The sequence below is a fragment of the Cribrihabitans neustonicus genome (assembly GCF_048820895.1).
GTDB classification, from domain to species: domain Bacteria; phylum Pseudomonadota; class Alphaproteobacteria; order Rhodobacterales; family Rhodobacteraceae; genus Cribrihabitans_A; species Cribrihabitans_A neustonicus.
Genome location: NZ_JBMERQ010000002.1, coordinates 13,935 through 26,577, shown reverse-complemented (window position 1 = coordinate 26,577; position 12,643 = coordinate 13,935). Strand labels below are relative to the sequence as shown.

The following is a 12,643-nucleotide window of genomic DNA, read 5'->3' as shown; positions in this document are numbered from 1 at the left end:
ATGCCCCATCCCCGTTGGGCCGGGCGCCGCTGGCGCGGCGCGGGATCAGGCGCGGCCGTAGCCGCGCCGCAGCATCCGGTCGCGGTGTCTGTCGGCGGCCAGGGATGCCTCGCGCAGGTTGCCGTAGATGTTGATGACGGACTGGCCATTGCCGCCCGCAAGCCCCCATTCGCGCACCACCGAGACCTCGGAAAACAGGTTCATCGCCAGCTCGATCCGGTAGAACCGCGGCGGGTGCGAGGAGGCTTGGCTGTAGAGCAGACAGGTGGCCATGGGACCGAGTCTAGGCCGGGTGATTCGTCCGGGCAAGTTTTTCCGCGCCTTGCGGCCCGAAGCGCGCGGCTCAGAGCCACTCCACGTCGCCGAGGAAGATGTAGCCCGCGCCGTAGATCGTCTTGATAAGCCGCGGGTTCTTCGGGTCCTCGCGCAGCTTGGTGCGCAGGCGCGAGATGCGCACGTCCATCGCCCGGTCGAAACTGTCGCCCGCGGCGCCGCCGAGTGTCTCCTGCATCTGGGCGCGGGAGATCAGCCGCTTGGGGCTTTCCAGAAACAGCCGCAGCACCTCGGCCTCGGCCTGGGAGAAGGGGGTCTCTGCGCCTGCCTCGTCCTCCAGCACAAAGCGGCCGAAATGCGCGGTCCAGCCGGAAAACCGCGCCGTCTCGCCCGAAGGCGCCGCCGTGCGCGGACCGCCGCGCAGGCGGGCGCGGATGCGGGCGACGACCTCGGTGGGATCAAAGGGCTTGGTGATGTAGTCGTCGGCGCCGAGCTCCAGCCCGGTGACCCGGTCCTGCACCTGCGCGCGGCCCGAGATGATGATTACCGCGGCGCCCTGCTCCAGCGCCAGCCGGTGCACCAGCGCCAGACCGTCGGTGTCGGGCAGCGACAGGTCGACGAGGCAGACATCCGGCGTCACCCGTTTCAGCGAGGCCTCAAACTCGCGGGCGCGGGAAAAGCTCTGGGTGCGGAAGCCCGCATCCTCCAGGGTGTCAGTGAGAATGCGGCGGATTTCGGGCTCGTCGTCGAGGATGGTGATCAGGGGCGCGGTCATGCGGCGGGCTCCGGGGTGATCAGCTGCGAGAGCTGGCGGACGGTGAAGGGTTTGCGCAGCACGGGGCCGTGTTTCAGGGCGGCCTGGTGCAGCGGGTCATGGGGCGGCAGCGAGGTCATCAGCACGCAGGGAGGGCCCGAGTCCTGCAGCCGCCCGGCCAGATCAATGCCGGTGGCCTCGCCCTCCAGCTTGATGTCGGAGAGCACCAAGGCGATGCCGGGGATGTCGGCGGTGAGCGCTGAGGCTTCGTCGACGCTGGTTGCCTCCACCACCGAAAAGCCGAGCGAAATCAGCATGTCGCGGAAGGTGGCCCGCAGCTCCTCGCTGTCCTCGGCCAGAAGCGCGATGCCGCCTTGCGGGTCCGGGGCGGGGCGGAAGGGCAGGCGCAGGGTGACGGAGGCGCCGGAGGGCGTGTTGCCGATGCGCATGTCGCCGCCTGCGGATTTCGCCATGTCGTAGACAGTGGGCAGGCCGAGGCCCGAGCCTTCGCTGCCCTTGGTGGTGAAGAAGGGGTTGAGCGCCTTTTCCAAGGCCTCCGGCGAGAATCCGGGGCCGGTGTCGCTGACCGTGATCTCCACCCAGGTCTGGCCGATGGCATGCGCGCTCACGGTGATTTGGCCGCTTGTGCCGCAGGCATCGCGGGCATTGAGCACGAGGTTCAGCAGCGCATCCTGCAGCTTTCCCGCATCGAGAAGAAGGGTGACATCGGGCATGTTGTCGAGCACGGAGAGCCCGACACCCTGCGGCAGGGTGGGGGAGGCGAGGATCTTCAGCTCGGCAAGCAGCGTATGCATGTCTGTCGCCTGCGGGCGAAGGCCGCGCTGGCTGGTCATGCCTGCAATCCGGTCCAGCAGGCGGCCGCCGCGGCGGGCGGCCGAGAGCGTGCCCTGCACCAGCTCCGCCGCGTCCTCAGGCAGCGCCATCTTCTCCAGCTTGCCCTGCATCCCGAGGATGATGGTCAGGAGGTTGGAGAAATCATGCGCCAGCCCGCTGGTCATCTGCGCCGCCATCTCCCGCCGCCGGGCTTGCTGCAGGGCAACGCGGGCCTGGGTTTCCTCGGTCACGTCCATCGACAGGATGTAGACGCCGCCCTGCCGGTCCGGGGTGAAGGCGGAGCGGATGCGGCGGCTGCTGTGGTTCTCGGTGAACTCGAACACCGGGTTGCCGCCCTTGTAGGCGGCCGTCAGATGCGGTTCGATCCGTGCATAGGCCGCCTCGCCCAGGGCTTCGGAAATGTGAAGGCCGAGAATGTCGGAGGGACGGCCGGGAAAGACGCTGCTGAGGCGGCGGTTGGTGAAGGTGTAATAGCCGTCGCTGTCCACATGGGCGATATGGGCGGGCATCATCTCGGTGGTGAGGCGGGTGCGGCCCTCGATCTCGGTGAGCTGGCGCTTGGCTTCCTCGAGCTGGGTGATGGTGGCGGCAAGCTTGCGGTTGGCGGCGGAGAGTTCCTCGGTATGGGCGATGAGCCGTTCGGACATCTCCTCGGAACGGGCGCGCAGGAGCTGCTCGATGCGCTTGGTGCGGGTGATATCGGTGTAGACGGTGACCCAGCCGCCCTCAGGCAGCGGTGCGCCCTCGATCGAGATCACCTGGCCGTTGGCGCGGCTGCGCTCCAGGTAATGCGGCACGAAGGCGCGGGCGGTTTCCACCCGTGTGCGGACGAATTCGTCGATGTCATCGACGGGTCCGTAGTCGCCGCTTTCGGCGATGAAGCGGATGGTGTCCTCGAAATGCGCGCCGGGGGTGACCAGGGCGTCGGGCAGGCCGAACATTTCCTGAAACCGGCGGTTGCAGACTGCAAGCCGCAGGTCGTTGTCATAGATTGACAGCGCCTGGGCGATCAGGTTCAGCCCGGCGGTTGTCATGCTGGCCCGTTGTTTGCTGGCTCTGTCCATGCGTCTCCCCCTGTCATGGCTAGCACCGCCCCTGCGCCGGGGCAAACCGCCATAGGGCCGCAGCGGCCGCACCCCGCCTGCCCGTGTAACCAACTCTGATAGCGGGCAAAACCCGCTGTTACAATTCGTAAGATTTGGGAAAACTTCAGGAAAAAGTTGACGGGCTAGCATATGAGCGTCCCTAATCGCGGCCAGAATCGCGTTTAGCGGTCAGTCCGGCGGCACAGCCGGAAAGGGAGGAAAGAAATTTGGCTCAGATGCAGATGGGCGCCGACGGGATGCAATCCCTGCCGGCGCTGCTTGAACGCAATGCGGCGCAGTTTGGTGATGCCCCGGCCTACCGGGAGAAGGAATTCGGCATCTGGCAATGCTGGTCCTGGTCCGAGGCGGCGGCGGAGATCGAGGCACTGGCGCTGGGTCTGATCAACCTTGGTGTGAAGGAAGGCGACTTCGTCGCCATCATCGGCCGCAACCGGCCCTATCTCTACTGGTCGATGGTGGCCGCGCAGGCCGCGGGCGCAATCCCAGTGCCGCTCTATCAGGACGCGGTGGCCGAGGAGATGGCCTATGTGCTGGGCCACTGCGGCGCGCGCTTCGTGATCGTGGGCGACCAGGAGCAGGCCGACAAGGTGATCGAGATCCAGGATCAGCTGCACCAGTTCGAGCACATGATCTACCTCGACCCGCGCGGCATGCGGAAATACGACCACCACCAGCTGCACCAGTTTGCCCATGTGCAGGAGCAGGGCCGCGCCGCCCGCGAGGAGTGGCTGCCCGACCTCCAGGCCCGCAAGGCGAAGCTGAATTACGACAGCACCTGCGTGATGCTCTACACCTCGGGCACCACCGGCAAGCCGAAGGGCGTGGTGCTGTCCAACCGCAACGTGATCGAAAGCGCCAAGAACGCCTCCGAGTTCGACAAGCTGACCCGCAACGAGAATATCCTTTCCTACCTGCCGATGGCCTGGGTGGGCGATTTCATCTTCTCGATCGGGCAGGCCTACTGGTGCGGCTTCTGCGTGAACTGCCCGGAAAGCGCCGACACCATGATGACCGACCTGCGCGAGATCGGCCCAACCTATTTCTTCGCCCCGCCGCGGGTGTTCGAGACCCAGCTGACCAACGTGATGATCCGGATGGAGGACGCAAGCGCCCTGAAGCGCAAGATGTTCCACCACTACCTGGAACATGCCAAGAAGGTCGGCGGCAAGATCCTCGACGGCAAGCCGGTGAGCTTCGGCGACCGGCTGAAATACGCGATCGGCAACCTGCTGGTCTACGGGCCGCTGAAGGACACGCTGGGCTTCGGCAAGGTGCGCGTGGGCTATACCGCGGGCGAGGCGATCGGGCCGGAGATCTTCGATTTCTACCGCAGCTTGGGCATCAACCTGAAACAGCTCTACGGCCAGACCGAGGCGACAGTGTTCATCACCGTGCAGCCAGACGGCGAGGTGCGCGCTGACACCGTGGGCGTGCCGGCCCCGGATGTGGAGATCAAGATCGGCGACAACGGCGAGATCTACTACCGCTCGCCCGGCACCTTCGTGGAATACTACAAGAACCCGGAATCCACCGCCTCCACCAAGGATGCCGAGGGCTGGGTGGCCACGGGTGATGCGGGCTTCTTCGAGGAGGGTTCCGGCCATCTGCGCATCATCGACCGCGCCAAGGACGTGGGCAAGATGGCGGACGGCTCGATGTTTGCGCCGAAGTACGTGGAGAACAAGCTGAAGTTCTACCCGGACATTCTGGAAGCGGTGCTGTTCGGCAACGGCAAGGACCGCTGCGTCGCCTTCATCAACATCGACCTGACCGCGGTCGGCAACTGGGCCGAGCGCAACAACATCGCCTATGCCTCCTACCAGGAGCTGGCGGGCCATCCGCGGGTGCTGGAGACCATCCGCGCGCATGTCTCGGCAGTGAACAAGTCGGTGGCCGAGGACGAGATGCTGTCGGGCTGCCAGGTGCACCGCTTTGTGGTGCTGCACAAGGAGCTGGATGCCGATGACGGCGAGATGACCCGGACCCGCAAGGTGCGCCGCCGCATCGTGGAGGAGAAATTCGCCGACATCATCGCAGCGCTTTACGATGGCTCAGACAAGATCTCGACCACCACGGAAGTCACCTACGAGGACGGCCGCAAGGGCTCGATCAGCGCGACGCTGACCATCGTTGACGCCGAGGTCGTGCCCACGGCGCCGCAGAAGGTGGCCGCGGAATGAGTATCACGCACCGGACGGCCCGGAACGCGGTGAAGGGGCGGGCCTCAGATCAGGTCCGGGCTCGCCTCCGGATGGAAGGCGGTGTGGATCGCCTGACGGATCTTGAAGATTGCACTCAACCCGTGGGTGCGGGCGCTGATCGCGCTGAGGCTTTCGGATTGGGTCAGTCCCATTTCCTTGCATTCGATGGCCATCTTCAGAAGGCAGGCGTGCTCGAATTCGCCAAACATGGCAGGGATCTCCTTGCTGCTCTTATTATTCAAGTGTCGCACGAAATGATTAAATTTTCCACGCGGCCGCGCTCCGGAGGTGGAACTTATGCTTGATCAGGCCGAGAGCTATGTGACCGAGGACGGCCGCACCATCGGCGGCGTGGTAATGGAGATGAAGAACATCACGCTGCGCTTCGGCGGGGTGGTGGCGATCAAGGACATCTCCTTCGACATCCGCGAAGGCGAGATCCGCGCCATCATCGGCCCGAACGGCGCCGGCAAGTCCTCGATGCTGAACGTGATTTCGGGTTTCTACATCCCGCAGGAAGGCGAGGTTCTGTTCCGCGGCAAGAAACGGCCGCAGATGAAACCCTACGAGGTGGCGCGCCAGGGCATCGCCCGCACCTTCCAGAATATCGCGCTGTTCGACGGCATGAGCGTGCTCGACAATGTGATGACCGGGCGGCTCAACTACATGAAATCCGGGCTGATTGCCCAGGCCCTGTGGAAGGGTAAGGCGGAGAAGGAAGAGGTCGAGAACCGCGAGGTGGTCGAGAAGATCATCGACTTCCTGGAGATCCAGCACATCCGCAAGACCCCGGTGGCGCGGCTGCCCTACGGCTTGAAGAAACGCGTCGAACTGGCCCGCGCGCTGGCCGCCGAGCCGAAACTCCTGCTGCTCGACGAGCCGATGGCCGGCATGAACGTCGAGGAGAAGGAGGACATGTCGCGCTTCATCCTCGACGTGAACGACGAATTCGGCACCACCATTGCGCTGATCGAGCACGACATGGGCGTGGTGATGGATCTGTCCGACCGGGTCGTGGTGATGGACTACGGCAAGAAGATCGGCGACGGCACACCGGACGAAGTACGCAACAACCAGGCGGTGATCGACGCCTACCTGGGGGTGGCGCATGACTGAGCAATCAGTGCTGGTAAAAACGGCGGCAAAAATTCTGGAAAATTTTTGGCAGATTTCTTCGAGGGAATTTGCGGGAGGAGAGCGCAATGCCTGAACAACTCGTCTTTGCGATGGAGGTCACGCTCAACGGCCTGATGGCGGGCGTGCTCTATGCGCTGGTCGCGCTGGGCTTCGTGCTGATTTACAAGGCCTCCGGCATCTTCAACTACGCACAAGGGGTGATGGCGTTGTTTGCGGCGATGACCCTGGTCGGGATTATGCAGGGGCAGGTGCCGTTCTCGCATGTGATCAACGCGATCTTTGGCGGCCATATCACCCATTTCGGCTGGACCGTGCCCTCTTTCGTGGCGATTGCATTGACGGTCGGCGTGATGGTGCTGCTGGCCTGGCTGGTGCAGGTGCTGGTGATGAAGCACCTGGTGGGGCAGGAGCCGATCATTCTGTTCATGGCCACCATCGGGCTTGCCTATTTCCTCGAAGGCGTGGCTGACCTGATGTGGGGCTCGGAGATCAAGACCCTGGACGTGGGGCTGCCGCAAGGCATCAACCTGTGGATAGATGAAACCACATTCAACATCTTCGGCTACGGGTTCTTCATCGACAATCTGGACGTCGTGGCAACCGTCATCGCGGCGCTGCTGGTGGCGGGGCTGGTCTGCTTTGCCCAGTACACCAAGCAGGGCCGGGCAATGCGTGCGGTGGCTGATGATCACCAGGCGGCGCTGTCGGTCGGCATCTCGCTGAACTTCATTTGGGTGTTGGTCTGGTCCGTCGCCGGTTTCGTGGCGCTGGTCGCGGGCATCGTCTGGGGCACCAAATCCGGCGTGCAGTTCTCGCTGTCGCTGATCGCGCTGAAGGCGCTGCCGGTGCTGATGCTGGGCGGCTTCACCTCGATCCCCGGCGCCATTGTCGGCGGGCTGATCATCGGCGTGGGCGAGAAGCTGTTCGAATTCGCCATCGGCCCTATGGTGGGCGGCGCGACCGAGAACTGGTTTGCCTATGTGCTGGCGCTGCTCTTCCTGGTGTTCCGCCCGCAGGGCCTGTTCGGCGAGAAGATCATTGAACGCGTCTGAGGCACATAACGCCCGGGCCTTGCCCGCCCCCCAGCGGGGGCGGAGCGCGGCCGGCCGGGAGCTCCTGGCAGCGGCTCAGCCCTCGAGCCCGCGGAAAGCTCTGACCACGATGGCGGCCAGCACGGTCACCGCAAGCGTGAGCGCGATGGTCAGATCGCCGATCAGCTGCCCCGCTAGCACGGTCAGCACCCCGGCACCCAGAAGCCCCATCGCGAGCATGCCCCAGAGACCGGAGGCCGGGGGTGGCGCCGGGCGCCGCCGGACGGCTGCCGGCTGGGACAGCACTTTTGCCTCCTCGACCGAGTTCAGCAGCCTGGCCTTGGCTGCGGCAAATGCCTCGGGAGATATCTCTCCCCGTTTCCGGGCAGCATCCAGCTGCCGGATTTCCTCGAAAATCGCGGTCATGTCTTCCACTCACTCTACCCGCGCTCAATCTAGCACAGGGAATGGGGCGAAATGTGGCGGGGCGGCGAAATCTGAAGCAATGGTTAACGCTGGGGCCAGCCCCTTGCAGCATAACAAAGGGAGCATCTGACATATGTTCTACCGTGAAGCCGGGGATTTCAAAGTCTCCTATGTCGAGGACAGCCAGACGTTTCCGATCAAATTCGACCGGTACCGCTACTACGCGGTGCTGGCGGTGGCATTCGGGATCATCCCCTTCGTCATCAACGACTACTGGGCCAATGCGATCCTGCTGCCGTTCCTGATCTATTCGATTGCTGCCATCGGCCTGAACATTCTGGTGGGCTATTGCGGGCAGGTGTCTCTGGGCACCGGCGGCTTCATGGCGGTGGGCGCCTACGCCTCCTACAAGCTGATGACCGCCTTCCCGGAAGTCAGCATGTTCATCCATGTGGTGCTGGCAGGCGGCATTACCGCCGGGGTCTGTGTGCTGTTCGGCCTGCCCTCCCTGCGGATCAAGGGGTTCTACCTTGCGGTGGCGACGCTGGCGGCGCAGTTCTTCCTGGTCTGGCTGTTCAACCGGGTGCCGTGGTTCTACAACTACTCGGCCTCCGGCCAGATCAACGCGCCCGAGCGCGATGTCTTCGGCATTGTCATCACCGGCCCCAGCGCACCGGCCTGGGCGACCTACCTGTTCTGCCTGATCTTCCTCACCATCTGCGCGCTCATCGCCCGCAACCTGACCCGCGGCATGCAGGGCCGCAGCTGGATGGCGATCCGCGACATGGACATCGCCGCCGAGATCATCGGCGTGAACCCCTTGAAGGCGAAGCTCTCGGCCTTTGCGGTCTCGGGCTTCTTCATCGGCATCTCCGGCGCGCTGTTCTTCTCGGTTTACCTGGGCGCAGTGGAAGTGGGCGAGGCTTTCGGCATCAACAAGTCGTTCCTGGTGCTCTTCATGGTGATCATCGGCGGCCTGGGCTCGATCTTCGGCTCCTTTGCGGGCGCGGCCTTCCTGGTTCTGCTGCCGGTGGTGCTGAAGGTGGTGGGCGTCGACCTTCTGGGGTGGCCCACCGATATCGTGGCGCATTTCCAGCTGGTGATCGTTGGGGCGCTGATCGTCTTCTTCTTGATCGTGGAGCCGCACGGGCTGGCGCAGCTGTGGCGCGTCGCCAAGGAGAAGCTGAGGCTGTGGCCCTTCCCGCACTGAGGCGGGGACGGCTCCAAGACCTGCGGGGAGACGGGCAACTCCGCCCCCGCTGCGAATATAACATCGGATAGGACCAAGGGAGGAATTAAGCCGATGAAGAAGACACTCACTACATGGGCTCTGGGCGCCGCGATGGCTGCTGGAGCGGTGGCAACCCCGGCAATGGCGGATCTGGTATTCCCGGATCTCAGCTACCGCACCGGGCCCTATGCGGCCGGCGGTATCCCGTTCTCGGACGGCTACAACGACTATTTCACCCTGCTGAACGAGCGCGACGGCGGCATCGGCGGTGTAAAAGCCAAGGTGATCGAATGCGAGACCGGCTATAACACTGAAAAAGGCGTGGAATGCTACGAATCCACCAAGGGCCAGGGCGCCCTGGTGTATCAGCCGCTGTCCACCGGCATCACCTACCAGCTGATCCCCAAAGTGACCGCGGACAACATTCCGCTGCACACCATGGGCTATGGCCGCACCTCGGCTGCTAACGGCGAAGTGTTCAGCCATGTGTTCAACTACCCGGCCAACTACTGGAACGGCGCTTCGGGTGTGGTGAACTACCTGCTGGACGAAAACGGCGGCGATCTCAGCGGCAAGAAGATCGCGCTGGTCTACCACAACTCCGCCTACGGCAAGGAGCCGATCCGCACCCTGGAGGAGCTGTCCGAGAAGCACGGCTTCGAGCTGGTCGCGCTGCCGGTCGACCACCCCGGCCAGGAGCAGAAATCGCAGTGGCTGCAAATCCGCCGTGAGCGTCCCGACTATGTCGTGATGTGGGGCTGGGGCGTGATGAACCAGGTGGCGATCCAGGAAGCCGCCAACATCCGCTTCCCGATGGAGAACTTCATCGGCGTGTGGTGGTCCGGCGCGGAGCATGACGTGATGCCCGCCGGCGCCCAGGCCGACGGTTACAAGGCGGTGACCTTCCACAACGTCGGCCGCGACTTCCCGGTCTTCGACGACATCCAGAAGTATGTGGTGGATGCCGGCAAGGCTGCGGGCGCGGGTGATCAGGTCGGCAATGTTCTTTACAACCGCGGCATGTACGCGGCGATGCTGGCCGCCGAGGCCGCGAAGACCGCACAGGAAATCCACGGCACCAAGGATATCACCCCGGCGATGATGCGCGACGGCATGGAAGCGCTGGAAATCACCGAGGAGAAAATGGCCGCGCTCGGCATGCCGAATTTCGGCCCCGCGTTCCAGGTCTCCTGCGAGAACCACGGCGGCCCGGGCCTTGTCGGCGTGACCCAATGGGATGCGGAAACGCAGACCTGGTCGCTGATCTCGGACTTCAAGCCGTCCGATACCGAGGTGATCGGCAAGCTGATCGAAGAGGACTCTGCCGCCTACGCCGCCGAGAACAACATCGAGCCCAATTGCCAGTAAGCACAGGGTCCGGTGCCGCCTTCAGGGGCGGCACCGCAGAAGAACCGGCGCGGCGGCCCGCTGCCGCGCCAGCCGGAACCGCCCCGGGCAACCGGGACCGCATGAGGACAAGCTTTGATGCTCGACGCAGCAACCGAAACCGAGGTGCAGGCCGAAACCCTGCTGGAGGTCAACAATATCGAGGTGATCTACAATCACGTGATCCTCGTGTTGAAAGGCGTCAGCCTGAAGGTGCCCAAGGGCGGCATCACCGCGCTTCTGGGCGGCAACGGCGCCGGCAAGACCACGACGCTGAAGGCGGTGTCCAACCTGCTGCATTCCGAGCGCGGCGAGGTGACCAAGGGCACGATCAAATACCGCGGCCAGAACGTGCACGAAAGCGATCCGGCCGATCTGGTGCGCAAGGGCGTGATCCAGGTGATGGAAGGCCGCCACTGCTTCGAGCACCTGACGGTAGAGGAAAACCTGCTGACCGGCGCCTATACCCGACGCGATGGCGGCGCCAACGTGCAGGCCGATCTGGAGATGGTCTACAGCTACTTCCCGCGCCTGAAGGAGCGCCGCAAATCGCAGGCCGGCTATACCTCGGGAGGCGAGCAGCAGATGGTGGCGATGGGCCGCGCGCTGATGTCGCGGCCGGAGACGATCCTGCTCGACGAGCCCTCGATGGGCCTGGCGCCGCAGCTGGTGGAGCAGATCTTCGAGATTGTGAAGTCGATCAATGAAAACGAGGGCGTGACCTTCCTCCTGGCCGAGCAGAACACCAACGTGGCGCTGCGCTATGCCCACTACGGCTACATCCTGGAATCGGGCCGGGTGGTGATGGACGGCCCCGCGGCCGAGCTGCGCGAGAACCCGGATGTGAAGGAATTCTACCTCGGCATGTCCGACGAGGGCCGCAAGAGCTTCCGCGACGTGCGGTCCTACCGCCGCCGCAAACGGTGGCTGAGCTGATGCGGGATGGAGATGTGATGACCTATTTTGACAAACTCGAAACCCGCAGCGCGGACGAGCGCGCCGCCGATCTGGCCCGCGCCCTGCCGGAACAGATCGCCCGGGCCAAGTCGGCGCCCGGCTATGGCGGCCTGCTGGATGATGTGGACCCGGCCGCGGTGACCTCGGCCGGGGCGCTGGCGGATCTGCCGGTGCTGCGCAAGTCCGAGCTCGGCCGGGCGCAGGCGGCCCACCCGCCCTTTGGCGGCTTCACCGTGAAACCCGCCACGGGCTTTGCCCATATCTTCCAGTCGCCCGGCCCGATCTACGAGCCCGGCGGGGTGGATCGCGACTGGTGGCGCATGGGCCGTTTCCTTCACGCGGCCGGGATCGGTGCGGGCGATGTGGTGCAGAACTGCTTTGGCTACCATCTGACCCCTGCCGGCATGATATTTGAAAACGGCGCCCGCGCGGTCGGTGCGGCCGTGCTGCCCGCGGGCACCGGCCAGACCGAGCTGCAGGTGACGGCGGCGCGCGACGTGGGGGCCACGGCCTATGCCGGCACGCCGGATTACCTCAAGGTGATCCTCGACAAGGCCGACGCCATGGGGATCACATTGGGCTTCACCAAGGCGGCGGTCGGGGGCGGCGCGCTGTTCCCGAGCCTGCGCCAGGAATATGCCGACCGCGGCATCACCTGCCTGCAGAGCTACGCCACCGCCGATCTCGGCAACATCGCGTATGAGTCCCAGGCGATGGAGGGGATGATCGTCGACGAGCATGTGATCGTGGAGATCGTCACCCCCGGCACCGGCACTCCGGTGGCGCCCGGTGAAGTGGGGGAGGTCGTGGTGACAACACTGAACCCGGACTATCCGCTGATCCGCTTCGCCACCGGCGATCTGTCGGCGGTGCTGCCCGGAGTTTCCCCCTGCGGCCGTACAAACCTGCGCATCAAGGGCTGGATGGGCCGCGCTGATCAGACGACCAAGATCAAGGGCATGTTCGTGCGCCCCGAGCAGGTTGCCGCGCTGGTGGCCAAGCATGACGAGATCGTCAAGGCCCGCGTCATCGCCCGCCGCGAAGGCGAAATGGACGCGATGACCGTGCAGATCGAGGCCGAGGGCGGCGACGAGAGCGCCTATGCCCGCTCAGTTGCCGAAGTGCTGAAGCTGAAGGGCACGGTCGAGGTCGTGGCCCCCGGCGCGCTGCCGAAGGACGGCCTGGTGATCGAAGATCAGCGCAGCTACGACTGAGCCCCTTAGGTTGCGAGCAACAGACAGACGGGCGCCGCCTTGCCGCGGCGCCCGATTGCCGTTGCTGCTGGG

The 12,643-nt window shown here is 64.6% G+C and carries 12 protein-coding genes; 7 read left to right on the top strand and 5 right to left on the bottom strand.

The genetic code is table 11. From position 1 onward, the window contains the following. Positions 1-45: 45 nt before the first annotated feature. From ACOHWE_RS05280 to ACOHWE_RS05270, 3 genes are all read right to left on the bottom strand, one after another. Positions 46-273, bottom strand: a complete 228-nt coding sequence (locus ACOHWE_RS05280) for a WGR domain-containing protein (RefSeq protein ID WP_420664722.1) — start codon at positions 271-273, stop codon at positions 46-48. A gap of 70 nt (positions 274-343) precedes the next feature. After that, complete coding sequence (locus tag ACOHWE_RS05275; protein ID WP_420664720.1) at positions 344-1,048, bottom strand: response regulator transcription factor; 705 nt, start codon at positions 1,046-1,048, stop codon at positions 344-346. Continuing rightward, positions 1,045-2,946 (bottom strand): hybrid sensor histidine kinase/response regulator, encoded by a 1,902-nt coding sequence (locus ACOHWE_RS05270; protein WP_420664718.1) that lies wholly within the window; start codon positions 2,944-2,946, stop codon positions 1,045-1,047. The genes ACOHWE_RS05275 and ACOHWE_RS05270 overlap by 4 nt, the downstream gene beginning before the upstream one ends. A gap of 257 nt (positions 2,947-3,203) precedes the next feature. Between ACOHWE_RS05270 and ACOHWE_RS05265 the strand changes: the two genes are divergently transcribed. After that, a complete protein-coding gene (locus ACOHWE_RS05265) occupies positions 3,204-5,168 on the top strand; it encodes an AMP-binding protein (RefSeq protein ID WP_420665899.1) in 1,965 nt (654 codons plus the stop codon). A gap of 44 nt (positions 5,169-5,212) precedes the next feature. Here ACOHWE_RS05265 and ACOHWE_RS05260 read toward each other — a convergent pair whose 3' ends face one another. Further along, complete coding sequence (locus ACOHWE_RS05260) at positions 5,213-5,398, bottom strand: hypothetical protein (protein WP_420664716.1); 186 nt, start codon at positions 5,396-5,398, stop codon at positions 5,213-5,215. Positions 5,399-5,486: 88 nt separating this feature from the next. Between ACOHWE_RS05260 and ACOHWE_RS05255 the strand changes: the two genes are divergently transcribed. Both ACOHWE_RS05255 and ACOHWE_RS05250 read left to right on the top strand, forming a co-directional pair. After that, on the top strand, positions 5,487-6,305 hold the full coding sequence (locus tag ACOHWE_RS05255) for an ABC transporter ATP-binding protein (protein ID WP_420664714.1): 819 nt from the start codon (positions 5,487-5,489) through the stop codon (positions 6,303-6,305). A gap of 86 nt (positions 6,306-6,391) precedes the next feature. Beyond that, positions 6,392-7,378 carry a branched-chain amino acid ABC transporter permease gene (locus tag ACOHWE_RS05250; RefSeq protein ID WP_420664712.1) on the top strand — a complete coding sequence of 329 codons (987 nt, stop codon included), beginning with the start codon at positions 6,392-6,394 and terminating at the stop codon, positions 7,376-7,378. Between the two features lie 75 nt (positions 7,379-7,453). Here ACOHWE_RS05250 and ACOHWE_RS05245 read toward each other — a convergent pair whose 3' ends face one another. Next, positions 7,454-7,783 carry an SHOCT domain-containing protein gene (locus ACOHWE_RS05245; protein WP_420664710.1) on the bottom strand — a complete coding sequence of 110 codons (330 nt, stop codon included), beginning with the start codon at positions 7,781-7,783 and terminating at the stop codon, positions 7,454-7,456. A gap of 133 nt (positions 7,784-7,916) precedes the next feature. Here ACOHWE_RS05245 and ACOHWE_RS05240 point away from each other — a divergent pair, with 133 nt between their 5' ends. From ACOHWE_RS05240 to ACOHWE_RS05225, 4 genes are all read left to right on the top strand, one after another. Next, a complete protein-coding gene (locus tag ACOHWE_RS05240; protein ID WP_420664708.1) occupies positions 7,917-8,993 on the top strand; it encodes a branched-chain amino acid ABC transporter permease in 1,077 nt (358 codons plus the stop codon). Positions 8,994-9,086: 93 nt separating this feature from the next. Then, positions 9,087-10,382 (top strand): ABC transporter substrate-binding protein, encoded by a 1,296-nt coding sequence (locus tag ACOHWE_RS05235; protein ID WP_420664706.1) that lies wholly within the window; start codon positions 9,087-9,089, stop codon positions 10,380-10,382. A 117-nt stretch (positions 10,383-10,499) separates the two neighbouring features. Then, a complete protein-coding gene (locus ACOHWE_RS05230; protein ID WP_420664704.1) occupies positions 10,500-11,336 on the top strand; it encodes an ABC transporter ATP-binding protein in 837 nt (278 codons plus the stop codon). Between the two features lie 17 nt (positions 11,337-11,353). After that, a complete protein-coding gene (locus ACOHWE_RS05225) occupies positions 11,354-12,571 on the top strand; it encodes a phenylacetate--CoA ligase family protein (protein ID WP_420664702.1) in 1,218 nt (405 codons plus the stop codon). The last annotated feature ends 72 nt before the right edge of the window (positions 12,572-12,643 follow it).